General features: G+C 41.0%; 22 protein-coding genes. 13 read left to right on the forward strand and 9 right to left on the reverse strand.

Annotated elements, in window-relative coordinates:
- Window positions 1–22 precede the first annotated feature (22 nt).
- The 3 genes from malE (at window position 23) to malG (ending at window position 3,778) form a co-directional block, all read left to right on the forward strand.
- On the forward strand, window positions 23–1,204 hold the full coding sequence (malE, locus tag BCU68_RS09085; RefSeq protein ID WP_102564455.1) for a maltose/maltodextrin ABC transporter substrate-binding protein MalE: 1,182 nt from the start codon (window positions 23–25) through the stop codon (window positions 1,202–1,204).
- 100 nt (window positions 1,205–1,304) lie between these two features.
- Window positions 1,305–2,876 carry a maltose ABC transporter permease MalF gene (gene malF / locus BCU68_RS09090; protein ID WP_102564456.1) on the forward strand — a complete coding sequence of 524 codons (1,572 nt, stop codon included), beginning with the start codon at window positions 1,305–1,307 and terminating at the stop codon, window positions 2,874–2,876.
- Window positions 2,877–2,887: 11 nt separating this feature from the next.
- Window positions 2,888–3,778: a maltose ABC transporter permease MalG gene (gene malG / locus BCU68_RS09095; protein WP_102564457.1), complete on the forward strand. Its 891-nt coding sequence runs from the start codon at window positions 2,888–2,890 to the stop codon at window positions 3,776–3,778.
- Window positions 3,779–4,170: 392 nt separating this feature from the next.
- Here the strand turns inward: malG and BCU68_RS09100 are convergent, their stop codons facing one another.
- The gene (locus tag BCU68_RS09100; RefSeq protein ID WP_102564458.1) at window positions 4,171–4,416 is read right to left on the reverse strand and encodes a hypothetical protein; all 246 of its coding nucleotides are present in this window, start codon (window positions 4,414–4,416) and stop codon (window positions 4,171–4,173) included.
- Between the two features lie 117 nt (window positions 4,417–4,533).
- Window positions 4,534–5,019, reverse strand: coding sequence for an acyl-CoA thioesterase (locus BCU68_RS09105; RefSeq protein WP_102564459.1), 486 nt, complete (start codon window positions 5,017–5,019; stop codon window positions 4,534–4,536).
- Between the two features lie 217 nt (window positions 5,020–5,236).
- Here BCU68_RS09105 and sbcD point away from each other — a divergent pair, with 217 nt between their 5' ends.
- From sbcD to BCU68_RS09120, 3 genes are all read left to right on the forward strand, one after another.
- Complete coding sequence (sbcD, locus tag BCU68_RS09110) at window positions 5,237–6,484, forward strand: exonuclease subunit SbcD (RefSeq protein ID WP_102564460.1); 1,248 nt, start codon at window positions 5,237–5,239, stop codon at window positions 6,482–6,484.
- Window positions 6,481–10,164: an AAA family ATPase gene (locus tag BCU68_RS09115; protein ID WP_102564461.1), complete on the forward strand. Its 3,684-nt coding sequence runs from the start codon at window positions 6,481–6,483 to the stop codon at window positions 10,162–10,164. Before sbcD ends, BCU68_RS09115 begins: the two co-directional genes overlap by 4 nt.
- Window positions 10,165–10,305: 141 nt before the next feature.
- Window positions 10,306–10,731: a DUF3010 family protein gene (locus BCU68_RS09120; protein ID WP_102564462.1), complete on the forward strand. Its 426-nt coding sequence runs from the start codon at window positions 10,306–10,308 to the stop codon at window positions 10,729–10,731.
- A gap of 100 nt (window positions 10,732–10,831) precedes the next feature.
- Here the strand turns inward: BCU68_RS09120 and BCU68_RS09125 are convergent, their stop codons facing one another.
- A complete protein-coding gene (locus BCU68_RS09125) occupies window positions 10,832–11,518 on the reverse strand; it encodes a DUF4344 domain-containing metallopeptidase (RefSeq protein ID WP_241901335.1) in 687 nt (228 codons plus the stop codon).
- Between the two features lie 143 nt (window positions 11,519–11,661).
- On the opposite strand from BCU68_RS09125, the gene BCU68_RS09130 reads away from it, so the two are divergent.
- A complete protein-coding gene (locus tag BCU68_RS09130) occupies window positions 11,662–12,450 on the forward strand; it encodes a helix-turn-helix transcriptional regulator (protein WP_102564464.1) in 789 nt (262 codons plus the stop codon).
- Window positions 12,451–12,511: 61 nt separating this feature from the next.
- On the opposite strand, the gene BCU68_RS09135 is transcribed toward BCU68_RS09130, so the two are convergent.
- Together BCU68_RS09135 and pyrC are read right to left on the reverse strand one after the other, a co-directional pair.
- Window positions 12,512–13,432, reverse strand: a complete 921-nt coding sequence (locus BCU68_RS09135; RefSeq protein ID WP_102564465.1) for a M14 family metallocarboxypeptidase — start codon at window positions 13,430–13,432, stop codon at window positions 12,512–12,514.
- A gap of 114 nt (window positions 13,433–13,546) precedes the next feature.
- Entirely contained in the window at window positions 13,547–14,575 is a 1,029-nt protein-coding gene (gene pyrC / locus BCU68_RS09140) for a dihydroorotase (RefSeq protein WP_102564466.1), read from the reverse strand.
- Window positions 14,576–14,791: 216 nt separating this feature from the next.
- On the opposite strand from pyrC, the gene BCU68_RS09145 reads away from it, so the two are divergent.
- Window positions 14,792–15,955, forward strand: coding sequence for a YcbX family protein (locus BCU68_RS09145; protein WP_102564467.1), 1,164 nt, complete (start codon window positions 14,792–14,794; stop codon window positions 15,953–15,955).
- 84 nt (window positions 15,956–16,039) lie between these two features.
- Here BCU68_RS09145 and nadE read toward each other — a convergent pair whose 3' ends face one another.
- Window positions 16,040–16,870: an ammonia-dependent NAD(+) synthetase gene (gene nadE, locus BCU68_RS09150; protein WP_102564468.1), complete on the reverse strand. Its 831-nt coding sequence runs from the start codon at window positions 16,868–16,870 to the stop codon at window positions 16,040–16,042.
- A 100-nt stretch (window positions 16,871–16,970) separates the two neighbouring features.
- On the opposite strand from nadE, the gene BCU68_RS09155 reads away from it, so the two are divergent.
- Together BCU68_RS09155 and BCU68_RS09160 are read left to right on the forward strand one after the other, a co-directional pair.
- Window positions 16,971–17,501: a nicotinate-nicotinamide nucleotide adenylyltransferase gene (locus BCU68_RS09155; protein ID WP_102564469.1), complete on the forward strand. Its 531-nt coding sequence runs from the start codon at window positions 16,971–16,973 to the stop codon at window positions 17,499–17,501.
- Window positions 17,502–17,519: 18 nt separating this feature from the next.
- Complete coding sequence (locus BCU68_RS09160) at window positions 17,520–17,996, forward strand: hypothetical protein (RefSeq protein WP_102564470.1); 477 nt, start codon at window positions 17,520–17,522, stop codon at window positions 17,994–17,996.
- Between the two features lie 6 nt (window positions 17,997–18,002).
- Here the strand turns inward: BCU68_RS09160 and BCU68_RS09165 are convergent, their stop codons facing one another.
- On the reverse strand, window positions 18,003–18,611 hold the full coding sequence (locus BCU68_RS09165) for an AraC family transcriptional regulator (protein WP_102564471.1): 609 nt from the start codon (window positions 18,609–18,611) through the stop codon (window positions 18,003–18,005).
- 177 nt (window positions 18,612–18,788) lie between these two features.
- Between BCU68_RS09165 and BCU68_RS09170 the strand changes: the two genes are divergently transcribed.
- The gene (locus BCU68_RS09170) at window positions 18,789–19,895 is read left to right on the forward strand and encodes a 1-acyl-sn-glycerol-3-phosphate acyltransferase (protein WP_102564472.1); all 1,107 of its coding nucleotides are present in this window, start codon (window positions 18,789–18,791) and stop codon (window positions 19,893–19,895) included.
- Window positions 19,896–19,964: 69 nt separating this feature from the next.
- On the opposite strand, the gene BCU68_RS09175 is transcribed toward BCU68_RS09170, so the two are convergent.
- Complete coding sequence (locus tag BCU68_RS09175; protein WP_198591712.1) at window positions 19,965–20,588, reverse strand: hypothetical protein; 624 nt, start codon at window positions 20,586–20,588, stop codon at window positions 19,965–19,967.
- 81 nt (window positions 20,589–20,669) lie between these two features.
- Entirely contained in the window at window positions 20,670–20,963 is a 294-nt protein-coding gene (locus BCU68_RS09180) for a DUF406 family protein (RefSeq protein ID WP_102564473.1), read from the reverse strand.
- A gap of 447 nt (window positions 20,964–21,410) precedes the next feature.
- Between BCU68_RS09180 and BCU68_RS09185 the strand changes: the two genes are divergently transcribed.
- Together BCU68_RS09185 and ppiC are read left to right on the forward strand one after the other, a co-directional pair.
- Complete coding sequence (locus tag BCU68_RS09185) at window positions 21,411–21,872, forward strand: TetR family transcriptional regulator (RefSeq protein ID WP_102564474.1); 462 nt, start codon at window positions 21,411–21,413, stop codon at window positions 21,870–21,872.
- Between the two features lie 77 nt (window positions 21,873–21,949).
- A complete protein-coding gene (gene ppiC / locus BCU68_RS09190) occupies window positions 21,950–22,228 on the forward strand; it encodes a peptidylprolyl isomerase PpiC (RefSeq protein WP_102564475.1) in 279 nt (92 codons plus the stop codon).
- The last annotated feature ends 52 nt before the right edge of the window (window positions 22,229–22,280 follow it).

Raw genomic sequence — 22,280 nt, forward strand, 5'->3', positions numbered from 1 at the left:
TATAAAAAAAAGGATATTAAACATGAAAAACGCTCTAAGCGCAGTAGCACTGGGTACTCTTGTTGCCCTTGGATCTTTTGGCGCACATGCTGCCATTGATGAAGGACAGTTAACTATATGGATTAATGGGGATAAAGGGTATAACGGTCTGGCTGAGGTTGGTAAAAAGTTTGAGGAAGATACAGGTATTAAAGTTACTGTTTCACACCCAGACGGCTTAGAAAATCGTTTTCCACAAACTGCAGCAACGGGCGACGGTCCAGATATTATTTTCTGGGCTCATGACCGTTTTGGTGAGTATGCAGAAGCCGGTTTCTTAACAGAAATTAAACCGTCTAAAGAGATCCAAGAAGGTATTGTTGATTTTGCATGGGACGCCGTTAAATATGATGGAAAAGTTATCGGTTACCCAATAGCGATTGAGTCATTATCTCTTATCTACAATAAAGATTTAGTCCCAACACCACCGAAAAACTGGGAAGAAGTTGCAGCTCTTGATGCTGAACTACAAAAAGATGGCAAAAAAGCGATCATGTGGAACCTAAAAGAACCGTTCTTCACATGGCCATTAATGTCAGCAGATGGTGGTTATGCATTTAAATACACATCAACAGGTTATGATGTAAAAGATGCAGGTATTGCGACAGAAGGCGTTAATGACGCAATGACTTTCATCAAAGGTCTTGTTGACTCTAAAGTAATTTCAGCGGATATGGATTACTCAGTTGCAGAAGCTGCGTTTAACCGTGGAACTGCTGCAATGACAATCAATGGTCCATGGTCTTGGTCGAACATTGATAAATCTGGTATCAACTACGGTGTAACAACACTGCCTAAGTTTAATGGTCAAGCATCAAAACCATTCGTAGGTATCTTAACAGCAGGTATCAGTACTGCTTCACCTAACAAAGATTTAGCGGTTGAGTTCTTAGAGAGCTACCTACTTACTAATGATGGTTTACGTAAAGTAAATGATGATAAGCCACTAGGTGCGGTTGCACTTAACTCTTTCCAACGTGAGCTAGATGCCGATCAACGTATTTCTGCGACTATGGATAATGCAATGAATGGCGAAATCATGCCGAACGTACCGCAAATGGGTGCATTCTGGTCAAGCGCTAAAAATGCCATTGTTAACGTTGTAGATGGCCGCCAAACTGTTGATGCAGCACTAAGTGATGCAGAAAAGCAAATGGTTAAATAACTGAAAAAATTAGTTAGTAACAAATAAGGTTTAACCTTTTAGGGAGGGGGTAACTCCTCCCTATTTTTATTTTTAATTTCTATCGTTAGCAGGTTCCTCTATGCAGTCAGTTCAAGCTACAGATGCTTTAAAAGCACCAGCAAGCCTACCGACCAGTAAAAGTGTTTTTATTAAATGGGGTCTTTTAGGCTCAGTCGGTCTTATTAACGGCTACGCGACTATTTTAATGTACGCTCGTGGTGAGGTTGCATTTGCACTACTTACTTTACTATTAACCTCTCTCGCTATTTATATATTTGGTAGCAAGAAAACTTACGCACACCGTTATATTTATCCAGGTGTAGCGGGAATGATTCTATTTATCTTATTTCCTTTGGCTTATACCGTTGGCTTAGCTTTTACCAACTACAGCGCAAAGAACCAATTATCGCTTGAAAGAACCCAGTCAGTCTTGATGGATAGAACTTACCAAAGCGGCGTAAGTTACCCTTTCACACTCTATAAAAATGATGAAAATTATCAGATTGTTATTCAAGACGGCGAACAGACTCTTGCAACACAACCATTTTCATTAGCCGAGACAGAAACATTAGACTTAACATTAACACCAGTCAGTTCTGTTAATGGCACAAAAGAAGCAATTAAAGCGATCATTGCCAATCGTAGTGCGCTTAATCGCTATGATATACAACTGCCTGATGGCGAGACGGTACGAATGAGTGGGCTGCGTAAATTGGCAGCTGTTGCTCCTCTTTATGCTCTACAAGACGATGGTTTAACACTGATTAATAATGAGTCAGGTGATGTAATAAAACCGAACATGGAGGTTGGTTTCTATCAAGCTGTCAATGAAGAAGGTCAGTTTGTTGGTAATACCATTGCTCCTGGCTTTGTTGTACAAATTGGTACGCATAACTTTGAACGAGTATGGAAAGATGATGGTATTAAAGAGCCATTTATAAGTATCTTTATTTGGACGGTGGTTTTCTCAGTACTAACGGTTGGTTTAACGCTGGTTATTGGCTTGATCTTGGCAAGTATTGTGCAATGGGAAGCGCTAAGAGGGCGTGCACTATATCGTGTTTTGCTTATCCTTCCGTATGCAGTACCTGCTTTCATCTCTATCTTGATATTTAAAGGTCTTTTCAACCAAAGCTTTGGTGAGATCAACATGGTTTTAGAGTCGCTATTTGGTTTGAGTCCAAACTGGTTCTCGGATCCTATTTTAGCGAAAAGCATGGTATTAATGGTTAACACTTGGCTAGGTTTCCCTTACATGATGATTCTGTGTATGGGGCTGTTAAAAGCGATTCCTGATGACTTGTATGAAGCATCAGCAATTGATGGTGCCGGCTTTATGATGAGCTTTAGACGCATCACAGTGCCACTGATGATTAAACCTTTGACACCACTACTTATTGCGGCTTTTGCCTTTAACTTTAATAACTTTGTAATGATTCAACTGCTAACACAAGGTGGACCAAATATGATTGGTACATCAGAACCGGCAGGTTACACCGATCTATTGGTAAGCTATACCTACCGAATTGCCTTTGAAGGTTCTGGTGGTCAAGACTTCGGTCTAGCAAGTGCAATCGCAACGCTTATTTTCCTATTAGTGGGTGGTCTTGCATTACTCAACCTTCGATTTACTAAATTGGCACAAGATTAAGGAGCAACCCAATGGCGATAGTACAAGGCAAATCATTAAAGTACCGTGTATGGGCAACTCACATTGGTTTGTGGTGTTTCCTCTCACTTATTATCTTTCCATTATTGATGATCATTGCGATCTCTTTCCGTGAAGGAAACTTTGCAACAGGAAGTTTGATACCAGAAAACCCATCACTAGAGCACTGGAAACTCGCTTTAGGTATGTCGGTCACAAATGCTGATGGTACAGTGACACCACCGCCATTCCCAGTGTTAACCTGGTTATGGAATTCAATCAAAGTAGCAGGAATTAGTTCGATATTAATCGTAGCACTATCAACAACCTCTGCTTATGCATTTGCTCGTATGCGCTTTAAAGGCAAGAATACGATCTTAAAAGCGATGATGATTTTCCAAATGTTCCCAGCGGTACTTGCTCTGGTTGCGATGTATGCTCTATTTGATAAATTAGGTCAATACATTCCATTCTTAGGCTTGAATACGCACGGTGGTTTGATTTTCTCTTACCTAGGTGGTATTGCGCTGCACGTTTGGACAATTAAAGGGTATTTTGAAACGATAGATAATTCTTTAGAAGAGGCTGCGGCTCTGGATGGGGCGACACCATGGCAAGCATTCCGCTTAGTATTGTTACCATTGTCAGTACCAATTCTTGCTGTTGTGTTCATCCTATCGTTTATTGCAACGGTTGGTGAAGTTCCTGTCGCATCTTTACTGCTGTCTGATGTAAACTCTTATACACTAGCCGTTGGTATGCAGCAGTATCTATACCCGCAAAATTACCTATGGGGTGACTTTGCCGCTGCTGCTGTGCTTTCCGCTTTACCAATTACCATCGTGTTCTTATTAGCACAACGTTGGTTAGTCGGTGGTTTGACCGCTGGTGGTGTGAAAGGTTAGTTAATAAAAAAGATAAGAGCGGCTGTTGTGGTCGCTTATTCATCTGTGTTTTTACTGTGTTTTGGTTTGGCCGCTGACAAGCAGTAAAGCACATCTATCGTTACGCATAGCTGGCAGTTAGTTCGGTAATCCTTACACCATTTTTGCTAATTGTTTTTGTAACTCTAACCCAAGTCACTGACTTGGGTTTTTTTTCGCTAGAGTTTTTGAAAGAGGCGATATGATCTAAAAAATGGGAATTATAATGTCATGCTGATAAATAGTGGTGATGTTAGTTTTTATATGAGTAGATTTGAGTAGTTTCTGGCGTCAGGAGATTTTGACCACATTCGTTTATGTGTTCAGTATTAAAGGAAGAAGGTAAAGCGATAAATTTAGGGCAAGAAAAGAAGCTAAAACTCTCGACTCGATGGTGCGCAGCCTAAATGTTGCATCAGAATGTAAATGCTCTCTTGTTGCAATGCGACTTTGCGAAATAAATCAGCAAACAGGTGATCGCCACCAAAGCAAGCTCGAATGTAGTGGTTAATTTCGTCTGAATCATAACCTTCAACATACAGACTTCTAACCCACTGATACTCAACTGAAGTTAGGTCAACAATGGTACCTTCACTTAATGTCGTTCCATTTTTATTCAAAGTATCCCCCTGTAATTGGTTTCATTTCCATTTGATGCAGTATTGAAACAAAAAAACATGAAAGAAAGATGACAACAGGGGTAAAAATTACAATCGGTCTATTTTTAGGAATATTGACTATTTTAAGTGCTCTACGTGAGCTTGCATCTCATCACCAATTTGCTTTCTCATATTCATTAAGGTGATGGCTGATTCACGAAGTTTTATATCCGTTTCAGTTTGAGGTATCCATTCCGGTATTGGCGTCGGTTTCCCGGTTTCGTTAACGGCGACCATAATCACAATGCAGTGGGTGGTTAAGCGGCGTTCTAACTGCTTTGGATCGCTTGCTTGTACATCGAGAGCGATATGCATTGAAGAAGTGCCAGTGTAAATCACTTTGGCTTTTACTTCGACAAGATTGCCAACATGAATCGGTGAAACGAAGCGAATCCCCCCTGCGTAAGCTGTGATACAGTACTTACCACTCCATCCAGCACTGCAAGCATAGGCGGCGAGGTCAATCCATTTCATGACCGCTCCACCGTGTACCTTACCTCCAAAATTCACGTCACTTGGTTCGGCTAAGAAGCGTAACGTAATGTCGCGTTGGCGATCCGTCATATTATTGAATTCCTATTTGTAAAAAACCAACAAGACATTGATACTCTTGTTAAAGTATTAGCTACAGAAACCGTAGTAATAAAAGTGCGATCTGTAAATTATGTTGGCAGATTATTGATGACGTGGGCGATTGATTACTTCCACTACTCTGACGATGTAGGCACAATAAAATGATTATTAGACGCTAAAACAGCAATGGCTTAAGAAGATATTATCTATGCGTATATTACACACCTCCGATTGGCATTTAGGGCAGCATTTTTTCACCAAAAGCCGCAAACATGAGCATCAAGCCTTTTTGACTTGGCTATTAGATTTAGTCACAGCAGAGCGTATCGATGCCTTGATTATTGCCGGTGACGTCTTCGATACGGGTTCACCACCAAGTTATGCTCGAGAGATGTATAACCAATTTGTGGTTAACTTAAGCACCACTGGATGTCAGCTAGTGGTTTTAGGTGGAAACCATGATTCAGTATCAACACTGAATGAGTCAAAACAGCTCCTTGCCTGCTTAGATGCATATGTCGTTGCCAATACGAGTGATGACTTAGATGAACAAATCATTGAGCTAACCAGTAATGGAAAGCTAGGTGCTTATCTTTGCGCGGTGCCTTTTGTGCGAGCGCGTGATGTTGTTGCAAGTCAATCGGGAGAGTCGGGGCTAGATAAACAAAAGAACTTGAGCAACGCTATTTCAGCGCACTATCACCGTCTATACCAACGAGCATTAACATTAAGAGCCGCCGAAAATGTAACAGTACCGATTATTACTACCGGTCATTTAACCGCATTAGGTGTGACCAGCAGCGATTCTGTCCGTGATATCTATATTGGTACTTTAGATGGTTTTGATGCGAAAGGATTTCCACCTGCTGATTATATTGCTCTTGGTCATATTCACCGTCCACAAGTGGTGGCAAAACAAGAGCATATTCGCTATAGCGGCTCACCAATTGCCTTAAGTTTTGATGAATTAAAGTCCAATAAACAAGTGCTGATTGTTGACTTTGCTATTGAGGGAGATCCTTCAATTGATCCTATCGCAGTGCCTTCTTTTCAGGAAATGCACGCAGTAAAAGGTGACTTAGAGAGCCTAGAGTTAACCTTGCGTGAATTGGTTAGCAACAGCCAATCTGACTCAATTTGGTTATCCATTGAGGTGGCAGGACAAGATTACCTTTCTGATCTGCAAACGCAAATTCAAACCATGATCGATAGCTTAACACCTGAAAATATGAGCGTAGAAGTGCTGCAACTGCGCCGTTCGCGACAAGGCAAAGCGCATCAGTTAAGTCAGCAAAAAAATGAAACCTTGGCAGAGTTAACGCCATTTGATGTGTTTAATAAACGTGTGGCAATGGAAAGCTTTGATAGCGAAGAAGAGCAATCCCGTTTACAGCGAATTACCCAAACATTTAAAGAAATCGTATCAGATGTTGAGCATAACGAGGTGTCATCATGAGGATTCTAACTTTACGCTTTGCAAACCTTAACTCTCTTAAAGGTGAGTGGAAAGTCGACTTTACTCAACCTCCATTTAGCGATAATGGCTTGTTCGCAATTACTGGACCAACCGGTGCTGGCAAAACCACCTTACTCGATGCGATTTGTTTAGGTTTGTACCACAAAACGCCACGTCTTGGTGCGATCTCTACTTCTAACAATGAAATCATGACTCGAGGTTGTGCTGATTGCTTTGCTGAAGTTGAGTTTGAAGTAAAAGGAAAGGCTTTTCGTTCATTTTGGAGCATGCGCCGCTCGCGTGGTAAAGCGGATGGTAACTTACAAGCTGCGCAAGTTGAACTCGCTGAAATAGAATCAGGCAGTATTTTAGCTAATCAAGTGAAGAAAAAAGATGAGCTGGTGGAATCACTTACCGGGCTAGACTTTGCTCGCTTTACTAAATCAATGATGTTATCTCAAGGGCAATTTGCTGCTTTCTTGAATGCAAAAGAATCAGAGCGAGCTGAGCTATTAGAAGAACTAACCGGGACGGAAATTTATGGTCTGATTTCTGAAAAAGTCCATGAACACTTCACTCAAGCGAAAAACACGCTATCGGACTTGCAAGCTCAAGCGAAAGGCGTGCAATTGCTATCGGCAGAGCAGTTAGAAGATTATCAAACAGAACTCGCAACTGTTAAGCAAAGTAAGCAGCAACTTGATAATGAACTAAAACAGTGGCAACAGCACCTAAAATGGTGGGAGCAGACGGACGAAGCAAAGGCTAACTTAGCCAAGGCACATCAAGAGCAAGGTGATGCGCAGCAAGCCAGTGAACAAGCTCAACCTTCACTGACGAAGTTAGCGCAAAATGAACCGGCAGAAAAACTTCGAGTTCCATTTAATCTCTATCAAGATGTTTTACAGCAGCATCAAGAGTTAGAAGTTAAGCATACACATAAAGCCGTTGAACAACAGAACATTACTCAAAACTTACAGCGTCATGCTGAGAACTTAGAGCACGCAGCAAATACATTGTCGAAGAGCAAGGCGGCGCATACCTCTTTAGAGCAGTTAATTAATGAACAGGTGTTACCACTAGATAATGCCATTGCGCAGGCAATGCAAACTCATCAGCATCATCAATCTCATTTGCACGATGTTGAGCAAGAACTAACTTTGGCTCAAGCGAAGCAACAGGCTGAACGTAATGAAATCATTAAATTGAATGAAACCGTTCAAAAGTTTGCTAACTACATTAAATCGCATCAATCTGACGCGGCATTGATGGAGCAGTTAACCGGGTGGGAAGCGAAATATCAGCAACTAGAACAGATAGCGCATGAGATAAAAGTCGCATTGAGTGAGCAAGCATCACAACAAGCAGAATACCAAAAGCGACAGCAGTCAGTGAGTGTCGTTGAGCAAACTATTGCAGCCAAGCAACAAGAAGAGCAGCGCATTAACCAAGCTTTGCTGCAGGCTGAAAGTGAAAAGCAGGCACTTCATGCTACGCACGGTGATAAGCATGTATTATCGCAACGTTTTACCCAGCTTAGTGAAGCGTTGGCAGCTCAATATGCATTGGTTAATCTGCAGAGTCAGCATCAACAATATCAAAGCGAGTTACTAGACAAGCAAAAAGCGCACAGTGAAACGGCAGAAAAAATCAATCAAGCCCAGGTCACTCGTGGGCATTTACGTGCTCAATACCAAACTCAAAAACAGTTATGTGAGTCGTTAAAAACTCAAGCCTCTCAAGAAGAACATTTAGCCCATTATCGCCAGTTATTGAGCGCAGATTCTGAATGCCCACTATGTGGTTCGTTTGATCACCCTAAGATCAGTGCTGATGGGCAAGCGCAAGGCGTGGGGATTGTTGAGCAGTTAAATAACGCGCAGCATACCTTTGAGCAAATTGAAACTAAGGGGCGAGAAACACGTAACGAACTGGACTCGCTAGAGCGTTATCAACAAGAGTTGGTCAATAGAGCGCAATGGTTAGAGGCGCAAATACCGTTATTGGCGCAGCAATGGCAACAACAAACACGCCACCTATCGCAACCATTAGCGATTGATGATCAAGCTAAGTTAGAGGTTTACTTTCATCAACTTGAGCAAGATAAGCGTTCGTTGTCCGCTGTGATTGAGCAATGCGATAAAGCCGAAGCACTATTGAGTGAGCAGCAGAAGGCTTTAGCAGACTTTTCTCTTGAGTTTGAAAAAACAAAACATCAGCTTAACCTTCATCAGCAAGCCGTCATGGATGCTAAGAGCCAGCTAGCTCAAATCCAAGCTCGAATTGATAACAGTAACCAGCAGCAAGGCATTCAAGAGAGTGCGCTACGTCAGGCTTTTGCCGATGCTCATTACACACTCGATGACAATGAAGCGATTGGTGTATGGCTACAAGGGAAGCAAGCGGATGCGATCAAGTGGTCACAGACGAATGAGCAATACAATAGCCTAGCACACAGAATCGATAGCTTAGAGAAAGATCAGCAGACGAGCCAAAAAACGATTGAGCAACTGATCAATAAGCAGGCTGACGTTAGCGAAAAACAAGCACAGATCACTTTACAACTGACAGACCAAAAAGCGCAGCGTCATGCTCTATTTGGTGAAAAAGAGGTCAAAGCAGAGCGAACAACAATGGCGCAACAGTTACGTGATCACGAAACTCAGCACCGTTCAGTGTTGGAACTGCATGAGGCAGTAGTGAAAACGCATCATGCCCTGCAAGGTGAGTTATCTGTGCTGAAGCAATCGCTTGAAGATCAAGTGGTACTGGTGGCGAAGCGCCGTACAAATTGGGATGAAAGCTTGCAGCAAAGCCCGTTTGCAAGCCAAAGTGAATTTGAGCAAGCGTTACTTTCCGAGCAAGATCGAGTGCAGTTAGAGCAATTAAAGTCTCAACTTGATACACGCAGAGAAAGAGCCGCAGCAGTCATGGAGGCTTGTGAGCAGGCAGCGACTAAGCTTGATGGTTTGCCGGAAGCGGAATTGTGGCGTAAGACAGCAAAACACGATGTGATGGAAAGCTTAGCAAACCAAATGAAGGTTAATGAGCAAGTGATACAGCGTGAAGGAGAGATTAATCATGCACTTACTTCAGATGCAGAGCGTCGCACCGATCAGCAAGCGCTATTTGAACAGATAGAGCAGCAACAAAAAGCGTATGAAGATATTCATTATCTGCACTCTCTTATTGGATCTCAAAAAGGCGATAAATTCCGTAAATTTGCGCAAGGTTTGACGTTAGATAACTTGATTTACCTTGCAAACCAGCAGTTGAATCGCTTACATGGTCGTTATCTATTGCAACGCTCCGAGTCTGAAGGGCTAGCATTAGCGGTTGTCGATACGTGGCAAGCCGATGCTGTGCGTGATACCAAAACCCTTTCTGGCGGAGAGAGTTTCTTAGTGAGCTTAGCACTGGCTTTAGCCCTTTCTGATTTAGTCAGCCATAAAACCAGTATTGATTCGCTGTTTTTAGATGAGGGTTTTGGCACGCTAGATACTGAAACGCTTGATATTGCCTTGGATGCGCTAGATAACCTTAATGCTTCAGGAAAAATGATTGGGGTGATCAGCCATATTGAAGCGATGAAGGAGCGAATCCCTGTGCAAATTAAAGTTACGAAGAAAAGTGGGCTAGGGATGAGCATGCTAGAAGCCGCGTATAAAGTCGTCGCTTAAGCATTTAGGTGAGTAATGATGGTGTATTAGTGTTCATCATCATTACCCAAAATCAGCAAATATAGTTTGTTAGTAACGCTAAGCTAGATTTGAGAGAGTAACAAGCTATAATGCATGACAAGAAATCAAATAGGTATGAACATGAAAATTTGTGGTGTAGAGCTTAAAGGTAATGATGCAGTTATTTGTTTACTAGAACTATCAAATGGTGCATTTATGATCCCTGATTGCCGCGTGAGCAAGCTGTCGATCAGCGATGCTAATGATACGCAACAGATGAAAGACTTTCAGTTTTCTTTTGCTAAGCTAATGGAAGACTACCAAGTTGATAAAGTGGTGATTCGCCAACGTCAAACTAAAGGTAAATTTGCAGGTGGTGGTTTTGGTTTCAAACTAGAAGCTGCTATCCAATTAAGCGAAGGTTTTGATGTTGAAGTGGTATCACCAAACGAGCTTAAAGAAAGCCTAAAAAGAAATCCATTAGCGATTAAATTTAAAGAAACAGGCTTAAAGCAGTATCAAGAGCAACCTTTCATGACCGCTTATGCTTGTCTAAAAGGTGCATAATACCAATTGATTATCTGAATTAATGGTATAAAAGAAAGAGAAGAGCCGACAGTCGATATACGATTAGTCGGCTCTTTTTGTATTATCACAATGAGCATGATTAATCGTCTTTGAGATAAAAATGCCAATTTTCATTGGTCACGGCAAATTGCTCGATGCAGAAATCTTTTCTATCACTTAAAAAATGCTTCTCCACTTCATCTAATAGGGTCTTATGCTTTTTCGGATCGCTGCCATAAACGAGGCATAACGTTGCAAAGTAGCGTTGAAGATCAAAACTATGCTCATCAATGTAATCACCTAATTCATAATACTCAGGTTTCCCTTCGGCTTCTAAAGCAAATATATCAGCAGCATTAATCGCAGCACTATCTCCCTGTTCAACATAATTAATCATCATGATGGCAGCCAAGTTATCAGCGGCATCTTCTTCTTTAGCTAAGATGGGGATCTGATTATCAGCAATCAAAGCATGTGCCATTTCATGCAAAAGTGTGTGCAGTAAAGTATCCATGGCGAGCTGTGAAGCCTGTGAGGGTTCGAATCCCGCTTTTTCTAGGTAATCAATCGACTCAAGAATAAATGCATAGGGGATGGTGATAGAGTGTGTACTCGGATCATATAAAGGACCATCATCACTGCCATATTCTATCGTTAAAGGGTGATTAAGCGGGAAGTGGTGAGCATTTAATTCGACAAGGGTAACATCGAGTTCACTTTGTTTGATTAATTGAGCAGCACTGCTTTCATCGGCAGATTGTGCTGTCTGATAAGTAATAAAAAGCATAGAATTAGTCGCATAAATACTTTGACTAATCACCAACGGTAGAAAAAGAGTACAGAACCATAACTTCATGTAAAACCTCAAGCTTAGAGAGAATTGCGTGGCAGTATTCAGTATAGTCTCTTTGGCATAATAGGAAGGCAGGCTTGAAAAAGACAACGAGAAACTTACACCCTTCATTAGTGATAGCGGATGCACCATCGGATGTATTTATGAATTTCGAGGCATTTTTATCCAATACTGAAACGAGAAATCACAGTCATTCATGGGGACAAGTGCAGCTAATTAGTGGCGGTATTTTAGAAATGAAGGCGGAAGATACCCGTTTTCTCGCTCCACCACATTTAGCCATTTGGGTACCCGCTGGAGTGAAGCATTACAGTTATAATCGCAAGCCGTTGGATTATTGCTCTATCAATGTTGCCCACCATCTAACTCATCAGTTTCCTAGCCAAACCAGTTTAATTAAAGTCAGCCCAATCGTCTCTGCCATTATTGATGATTTTCGTCATCGTAAAGTGAACATTGCTCAAGAGGGGACCGATAAGCGTTTGGTACAAGTGTTACTCGATCAATTAGCCACTGAAAACATTGAGCCACACTTTTTGCCTTCAAGTCAGCATAAATACCTTGCTCCAATATTAACTGCACTTGAAGAAAATCCGATCAATGAAGGCTCACTTGCTAATTGGGCGCAGAAAGTTCATACCACAGAACGCACTCTAGCACGTTACTGTCAGAGTGAATTGGGCATGAGCTTTACTGAGTGGCGTTTAAGGGTGCGCTATTTGTACTCGCTGGATTTGTTGCGTAAGGGGCAGTCGGTGAAAGAGGTTGCTCTGACGTTAGGTTATAAGCAAGCGAGTTCATTTATCGGAATGTTTAAAAGATACGCTGGGGTAACGCCAGATCAATATAAGAGCCGCTTACTTTGATTTTATTATAGTAAAGACATACAGACCGCAAATTTACGGTCGATATGGCATCACTTGTCGGTTACTTTTGGGCTAAAACGAAGTCCAAGCCACCGACAATGGCAGCAACTTGAGCACTATTACACTCTTCATCCGTTACTGCTGGGCTATCAGGGTAAACTTCCGTTGTCGAACCGTATTGGCAGTTTGTCATCCCACCACATAGCGCGAGCTTTTTCATTGGGTAGTTAATTACCCCAGTTTGCACAACAGGTGAACCGATAATTTCACCCTGATCATCAGCAGGTGCAATATGAGTCACTTTTTCTACTGACTCGATGATAGCGCGCTGAAAATCAGGCATTGGGTTTTCTGTATCACCAACCGTATAGAAACCATCAGGGATCATACCGCGGGTGTATTCTAACCCTTCTCTTGCCATTAGTGCTGGGCGAAATTCAGTTTCATCACTGTCAGTTGTCTCATGCAGATCAATATGCATTAAGATTTGATCATCAAGTTGGGCAACAAAAGCCATGATCGCAGCAGATTCTTCAGCAGGGCTATCAGCATAAAAAGAGCGGTTAGGATCTATCGCAAGTGGATTCCAACGGTTGATCACTTCGTATCCCCAAGGGCTAATGCAAGGTGCTACGATGATATTCACGCGATCGCTATATTGCTCGGCGTGAGTGTTTAAAAATTGTAAGGCACCGTGTACACCACTGGTTTCGTAGCCGTGCACACCACCGGTAATTAAAATGGTGGCTTTGTTGCTATCCCACTGTTTTGATTTGATTGCGAAAAGTGGAAAACGTTCTGGGTCGTAGCTTAATGCGCCGTACTGTTCAATATCAAAGCGATCACTTAGAGCGTGTATTTTCGAAACGACTTCTTGTTGATATGAACGTTTTACCGTTATCTGTTTGCGCCAAGCGAGTTTGTCAGCATCTGTCCACGCCTGACCTGGTGTACCAATAGGGTAAAATTGTTGAGTGTCCATATAGTCACCTTTTGATGAATGTGAATAATAAAAAACAGGCGCATAGTAACACTATACGCCTGTGGATGTTATTTGAGATAAACGATGAAATTATCGAACTATTAACACACTATTTTATTTAACGCACCACTGAATCGCTTCACCAGCACGGATTGGTACGACAATATCTTGACCAAAAGGCATTGTATCAGCAACAGACCATGCTTCTTTCGTTAGCGTTACGCTATCGGCATTACGTGGCTGACCATAGAAATCAGGTCCGTTATGGCTAGCAAACGCTTCTAAATTCTCTAGTTTGCCTTCTTGCTCAAAGACTTCAGCGTATAACTCTAATGCAGCGTGAGCAGTATAAGAGCCTGCACAACCACAGGCTGCTTCTTTCTTACCTTTACCGTGTGGTGCAGAGTCTGTTCCTAAGAAGAACTTCTTGCTACCGCTTGTCGCAGCGCTGATTAACGCTTGCTGGTGGGTATTACGCTTAAGGATAGGTAGACAGTAGAAGTGCGGTTTGATCCCCCCCACTAGCATATGGTTGCGGTTATAAAGAAGGTGATGAGCCGTGATCGTTGCAGCAACGTTATCGTTGGCATTGTTTACAAATTCAGTCGCTTCTGCCGTTGTAATATGCTCAACAACAATTTTTAAATTTGGGAAATCATTAACGATAGGTGCTAACACGGTATCTAAGAAAATCTTCTCACGATCAAAGATATCAATCTCATGGGTTGTCACTTCGCCATGAATCAGTAAAAGCATACCGACTTCTTGCATTGCTTCGAAAACAGGGTAGATGTTTTTAGCGTTAGTCACACCAGAATCAGAGTTGGTTGTTGCGCCTGCTGGGTAGAGTTTAGCTGCCACAACAGCGCCAGAGGCTTTAGCTGCACGAATCTCTTCTGGTGTTGTATTGTCGGTAAGGTATAGCGCCATTAAAGGAGTAAATTGCGCTTTAGGCTGCTCGGCCATGATACGTTCGCGGTAGGCTAATGCCATCTTGGTATCAGTGACAGGTGGGATAGTGTTAGGCATGATCAAAGCGCGGCCATTGTAACGGCTAATATCTCGTACTGTATCTGCAAGTACATCACCATCTCTAAGGTGTACGTGCCAGTCATCAGGTCGTGTGATCGTAAGTGTTGTCATTATTAGCTCCCACCAATTAAAAGTTATGCGATTGGAGCCTAACAGCAGCGAAAAATGTGAATGCAATCGCTTCCGTTTAGGCGACAGGATGATAGTAGAAAAGACGTTTTATTTCATCCTATTTCTACTACTTGGTGTATTATTTGTTTTAGTAAGAGGGAATTCACCATTTCTTACTCATATTTATACTTATTTTTAGGTCGCAAAGAGGTTGCTATGTCATCTCACTTTTCAGTGTTATCGCAGATAAATGTTTATCCCGTTAAGTCATTAAGTGGTATTGCACTTTCTACAACCTGGGTCGAAAAGCAAGGACTGACCTTTGATCGTCGATTTATGTTGGCATTAGAAAATGGCCGTATGGTTACCGCTCGTCAATATCCAAATATGGTAAAAGTCACCACGACCTTACTAGCAGATGGCTTAATGGTGTCTTATCCAGGTCTAAATAGCTTAAGAATTTGTTATGCAGACTTTAAAAAGCAATCAACACCAGCGAGCGTTTGGGATGATGACTTTATGGCTTATACCACGACCGATGAAGCGAATGAGTGGTTCTCACGTGTCGTAGGCCAACCCGTTGAGTTACTTTATACCGGTGAGCAGTCAGGGCGTGTGCGAGAGAAGCTTGGCCATAACGTCAGTTTTGCCGATGGTTATCCAGTGTTGATGATTAGTCAGGCCTCATTAGATGAACTTAACCGACGTAGCCCTGAATTACATTCAATGGAACAATTTAGAACCAACTTAGTGGTATCCGGTGATGAGCCATTTATTGAGGATAGCTGGAAAAAAATTCGTATAGGTGAGGTTGAATTTGAAATCGTTAAGCCTTGCGAGCGCTGCATATTAACGACGGTTGATGTTGAAAGTGGTAAATTTAGGTCGACAAAAGAGCCTTTAAATACTTTGCAGCAATTTAGAGCGAATGATGATGGTGCGGTGTTTTTTGGTCAGAACTTGATAGCAAAAAACGAAGGTATCATTAAAGCAGGCGATCAAATTGTGGTGCTCGAAAGCAAAGAAAAAGATCACTACATTGATTCATGGATCGACGACGATGAATTAATACTCACTGAGGATCTTAATGATCTTCCCGATGTAATTGATGAGCCAGAAGTTAAGACCGTAAAAATTCGCATTGATGGTCACACATTCTCTGGTGATAACCAAACAACGCTATTAGAACAAGCAGAATTAGCCGGTGTACCGCTCGCGAATAGCTGTCGCTCTGGTATATGTGGGGCGTGTAAAGTGACCGTTGAGTCAGGGAAAGTGAAGCAAGAATCCGCTCCGGCACTAAAAGAAAATGAACAGTATCTTGGTAAGGCTTTAGCGTGTTGCTGTGTACCTGAGACTGATGTAGAGATTCGTTCATAATTAATGATAAAAATAAAACATCAAAGGGCAGTTATACCCTTTGATGTTTGCTACGCTATTTCTGATCACTGACTTTGATTGGCATTAGTCGTAAATTGTCGGAATAGGTAGGCGCTTATGTTGAGTGGCGTTATATATGCTGATAAGTCGGTTAGCAACATCAGCAGAAACAGGCTTTCCTTCTAAGAAATCATCAATTTGGTCATAGGTTAAATTGAGAGCATCTTCGTCCGCTTTTTGAGGCGCTAATTCTTCTAAATCAGCTGTTGGCACTTTATGTACGAGCGTTTTAGGAGCACCAAGAGCATCGGCTAATTCACGTACTTGACGCTTGCTAAGACCAAATAGCGGCGCCATATCACAAGCGCCATCACCAAACTTAGTATAGAAACCAGTAATGTTCTCTGCTGAGTGATCCGTTCCTAATACAAGACCGCCGACGTAGCCTGCAATCTCATATTGTGCCACCATGCGTGCTCTTGCTTTCACATTACCTTTTACAAAATCAAGCTTTGCGTTATCTGTTGGTAATAGACCTGTGTGCGCTAGAGCAACATGAGAAGCGGCATGCAATCCGTCAACACCTTCTTTGATATTGACAGAAACAGAATGGCTTGGCTGAATAAATGAAAGTGCTAATTGTGCTTCATCTTCATCTTTTTGTTCGCCATAAGGTAGACGAACAGCAATAAACTGATAATCACTATTTTGCGCCGTTTCATTCAATTCATTAATCGCTAATTGCGCTAAACGTCCACATGTTGTGGAATCGACACCGCCACTGATACCGAGTACAAGAGTTTTGCACCCAGAGTCTACGAGACGTTGTTTGATAAAAGTCACGCGGCGCTCAATTTCAAAAATAGGATCAATTGAAGGCAAGACACGCATTTCATCACGAATAAGTTGTTCCATGAGATTTCCTTTCCTGCGGTGATATAAAAAAATGATTTACGTAGTATCATACCTAAATCAGACAATTAAAAAACTCTAAATGAATAAGGCAATCAAACTGATGAAAAAAATCGCGATATTTGGTAGTGCATTCAATCCACCGAGCCGAGGTCATCAAAGTGTGATTGAATCATTAAGCCATTTTGATCTTGTTTTACTCGAGCCTAGTATTGCTCATGCTTGGGGGAAAGAGATGCTGGATTATACGATCCGCTGCCAGCTGGTGGATGAGTTTGTGGAAGATTTAGGTCTGGGGAATATCCAGAGATCAACCTTAGAGCAGGAGCTTCATATACCAGGACAAAGTGTGACCACCTTCGCAGTATTAGAAAAAGCACAAGCTATCTACCCTGATTGCGATATTACTTTTGTCGTTGGACCAGATAATTTTTTTAATTTTGCTAAGTTTTATAATGCACAACAGATTATGCAACGTTGGTCTGTGATAGCGATGCCAGAGAAAGTGAATATCCGCAGTACCGATATTCGTAATGCGATTAGTCGCGGTGAGTGTACAGCGAGCTTAACCACACCACGTGTCACAAAAATGTTGCAGAGAAATGATCTGTATAAGATAATTAACAATCATTGATTACCTGTTTGAGGACCCATGAACTATAAGCCTTATCTCATCTCTATTGCTATAGGTGTGTCCTCTTCAGCCTCTGCTGGCTGTGATTTTTTACAGCGCTCAATCATGTTTTTTGATAATGAAGAATTGTCTTGGTGTCATAACTTAGCAGATAGCTTAGATTCGGTTTCCTATCAAGTCATCACTTTAGGTGGTTTGCTTGGTGAGGAGCCTCAAGATCATTACTGGGAGAACTGGGCATTACAGCCAGAGGATGCGCCATTATTTAGCCAACATATTTCAGATAATCATTTTGGTGTTGGAGTATGGATGCCAGAAGAGTTATTGGAAATAGAGAGCCAAATGACAACGGAAGAGTGGTTGCGCAATCATGGTTTGCAGTTGAGTGTTGGTTTTGGCAATAAAAAATATGGAGAACCACGCTTTCGAGTCGATTATCGATGGCATGATTCTCACGATGGCGATCTAATGATGCAGATTGAGGTGCCTTTCTAAGCTGTCTTAGATTAACTCACCAAATGCAAGTAGACATAACTGATCAAACTCTTCATTCCTACCTGAAAATAGTTCATCAATCACAAGCTGTTTTTTACTCCCTGATAGCAGTCTTTTCTTCGCTTCTCTTAACATCATAACAAGGTGCTGTGATTGGTCTAAATTATGCTCGCACTCTGGATACCAAGCATTTAATTGTTGACCTAAGTGTGACTCTTTTAGCTGTGGCTTTAATGCCGTCATTTCTACTTTTAATACTGCAAGTAGATCTTTGAGGTGTGTCTCATCCGTTACTTGCAAAGAGAGCTTATTAATAATCGCTTGGGTAAGTACAGATAGCGTTACATGACCTGCTTTTAATGGCAAAGGATCAGAGATGCGAGCGGAGAATTCGACTTGATGAACTTGCGTATTAGGGAAGTAAGTCATAGAGACTAAGCAGTCAAATGGGATCCAAAGACTTTGCCCTGGCTCAATGGTGTACTCTTTTTTACCAAGACGAGCAAGAATCAACCCCTGCTGAACAGATATTAGGCTATGTTTGAGTACCTTTTTCCTTGGTGTTATAGCAATAAAAGGAAAGTTAATATTTTGGTATTCAATTGCGTAATTCATAGTTCAAGCCTTTATTTATGGGGGGCTAAGGTTAACGCTTATCATCATTAAAACCAAGTATAAGCACCATTTTTACGATCATTCTGGTCCGACCTTGTTAAAAGTATGGTTTACATAGCTGCGACTGTCGATAAGTATGGGTAGAATAAGAAAGATTTTTTCTTATTGTAGTGAGTTATGACTTCTAAAACCGATCCGTATCATGATATTCGTCCATATAATGACGATGAAATCCCTTTAGCCATTAATCGTTTAATTAATGATGAAGAGTTTATTAATGCGATTTTGCAACATCGTTTCTCTCATCAGGCTGATTGGGTAAAAACTGTCGCTAGCCCATTTTTACGTATTTACTTAAAGGTAAAGTGGAGTAAATATCACTCGGTTGAAGATATTCAAGCAGAAGTTAAGAAGTACTTATCAGACGCTCTATCGGAAACGACGCAAGGTGTGACTTTTTCAGGCTTAGAGCAATTAAACCCAGATGAAGCCTACTTGTTTATTTCTAATCATCGTGACATTGCATTGGATCCAGCATTGGTTAACTATGCCTTGCATCAAGCAAATCATCGCACAGTGAGAATTGCTATTGGTGATAATTTACTTAAAAAAGCCTGTACAACAGAGTTAATGCGTTTGAATAAGAGTTTTATTGTTAAGCGTTCGGCGAAAGGACCGCGTGAGATGATGAAAGTGTTAGGGCAACTATCATCCTATATTAAACACTCACTAGAAACGAAGAACTCGATTTGGATCGCACAAAAAGAAGGACGTGCTAAAGATGGTAATGATTTTACCGATCCTGCTATTTTAAAAATGTTTCATGTTGAAGGTCGTAAGCAAAAAATCGCATTCAATGATTATATGAAGTCGCTGAAAATAGTTCCGGTTGCTATCTCTTATGAGAATGATCCATGTGATATCGCGAAAGCATTAGAGTTGTATGAAAAAGCAACGAATGACGGTAAGTATCAAAAAGGTGAGTTTGAAGATATTGAAAGTATCATTCAAGGCTTAACGGGTGAGAAAGGGCGCATACATGTCACTTTTGGTGATGTGCTGACCGGTGATTACTCGACACCAGAAGCGTTGGCAGAAGAGATTGATCGTCAGGTACATAAAAATTATCAACTCTTTCCGATTAACTTATTAGCTGCAGAACTTGATGATGAGTCGATCACTGCTACAACTAAGCAAACATTGCAAAATAAGTTAGATGACTTGCCTCAAGGTGCTCATTCTTTTCTTATTGATGCGTATGCTAATCCGGTAAAAAATCATTAAAATTAACAATTAGCTCTCTTTGTGGCTATCAATTCGATGAGCGATGTCGATGGAGAAGAGAGCTCAACTCTAAGGTGCAACTGCGCCACCAAGTTGTAAACTGCTAGGCCATTGAGTAATTTGGTTGCCACCTAAAAATATATTTCCATTAACCGTCATTATTTCTGGAAATGTTGTAATCGATGACCCACCGATATACAAATCTCCTTCAATAATGATCCCATTAGGTAGCGTTGATAATGGTGTGCGAATCACGCTTAGATCACCTCTAACTCTCAATCCGCCAGCTAAACTTTGTAAAGGAGTATCGGTAAAGTTTAGATAGCCTCCAACTCTGATATTACTAGGCCAGTGAGTAATTTTAGAGTGAGCTAAGTTAGCATAGCCTTTAATTGATATCCCTGGATTGACTTGACGTAGCGCCCCCTCTGAAGCTTCAAGGCTACCTTCAATAATCAATGATCCTGGAAGTTGTGCTATTGGTGTTTTTGATATGTTTAGATTGCCCTTAATAACAAGCCCATCTGGAAGTTGGCTATATGGGCTATTACGTAAGTACAAATTACCATAGTTATCTAAATGATTTAAAATTTGGTGAGGGTGGATAAGGGCGCTATGACTCAATGGGGTGTAAAGAAGTAGGTAAGCGATAAATAACTGGGTAATAATATAATTGCTGCGCTTTAGTATCATTGACCAGCACCGTATTTACTGCCGAGGTAGGAATAAAAACGAGTAAACCAAGTTACTCGCTTAATTTAGTCATTGATTGATTTAACGACGTAGAGAACGTGTTTTTAATTCAAAAATGATTTTTTCAGCACTCACATCAAACTGAAAGCGAGCGGTCAGTTGAGTAGATGCTTCTGTTAATTCTGACTTTTCATACTTCACACCAGCACAAGCCTCTTGAGCTAAGGCTAAATACTTATCAAACTCAACATCAATCAGCGCTTTGCTTGCCGCCGAGATGATGATTTCTGATGTCTCATCACCTTCTTTAATGATAAAACCAATTTCGCCTGCGCAGCCACATGCTTCACAAACAGTATTTTCTTCAATACTCATAGCCTTTCCTCATACTTAGTGATGCGCTCATTCTATCGGGCAATGAAGTGAGTATCTACCAAAATGATAATAAATTAATTTTCAGCATGAATAGCGGATTAAATACTTTTAAGTTCAGAACATAACTGAGATAAATATCAACTACATCTGTGATGTGGATCACATATTTATCGCGTATATTGTTATGTTTTGGTCAGTAATATCTACTTTGGTTGTCCGGTGTTGAATAATACTGCATTATAATGCCATGTCGTCCCATTCTCGTGGTGAATTAGACGCAGTCGAAAATCCTAGCATTTAACTTAATGACAACATAAACTCATTTTTTAATGCTTTGTTAACCTTTTGTACACTATACGGTCTAAGGTTAAAGGGGTTTAACATTCGTCTATCTTATTAGTCATTACGTGTGTTGTTAGGTACATCTAAAATAGAAGAGCTTTAAATATGCCAAAGCGTAGCAAAGAAGATACTGAAATAACGATTCAAAAAATTATGGATGCAGTCGTGGATCAACTGATTCGGTTGGGTTATGACAAAATGTCTTATACAACATTAAGTCAGCAGACAGGGGTTTCGCGCACTGGTATTAGTCACCATTTTCCTAAAAAAGTGGATTTTACTGCGGCACTGGATGGTCGTATTTTCCAAATTTTTGTCGGCTACTTAGACTTAGAGAATGATCTGAGTACTTTTTCAAAAAGTTGGGTAGCAGCGTTAGACAATAAAGAATTTGTTGCGATATTACGTTTAGTTTTTCATCACATTGTTACTTCTGCCAAATCGCAAGAGTTTGCAAGTAATAACATTGCTCGCCTATACCAAGTATTAGAAGAGCGTTTTGGTAAAGAAAGTGATAAAGAACTTGAATGGCTTCTAGGCAAGTCTCTGGTTCAGATGACGCTTTAGACGTAATCGAGATGCTTTTTTAGATATGGATGAGCTGTGATATTATGGCTATATACACTAAGTTATAGAGAATAATCATGGCAAGAACTGCTGCAGCTTTGCACATTTTGGTTAAGCATAAAGAACAAGCTGAAGATATCATTAAGCAACTTAAAAAAGGGGCTAAGTTTCAGACATTAGCTAAAAAGTACTCTACCTGCCCTTCGGGGAAAAAAGGTGGCGATCTTGGTGAATTTCAAAAAGGACAAATGGTTCCTCAATTTGATAAGGCCGTTTTTAGTGGTGAAATCTTAACGCCTTTACTCGTCAAAACAAAGTTCGGTTGGCATGTGATCAAAGTGCTATATAGAACCTAGTTGATTCAATTAACGTAATCATTATTCAAAAGAGCCTCATTGGGCTCTTTTT

The organism is Vibrio sp. 10N.286.49.B3, assembly GCF_002873395.1.
Lineage (GTDB): Bacteria > Pseudomonadota > Gammaproteobacteria > Enterobacterales > Vibrionaceae > Vibrio.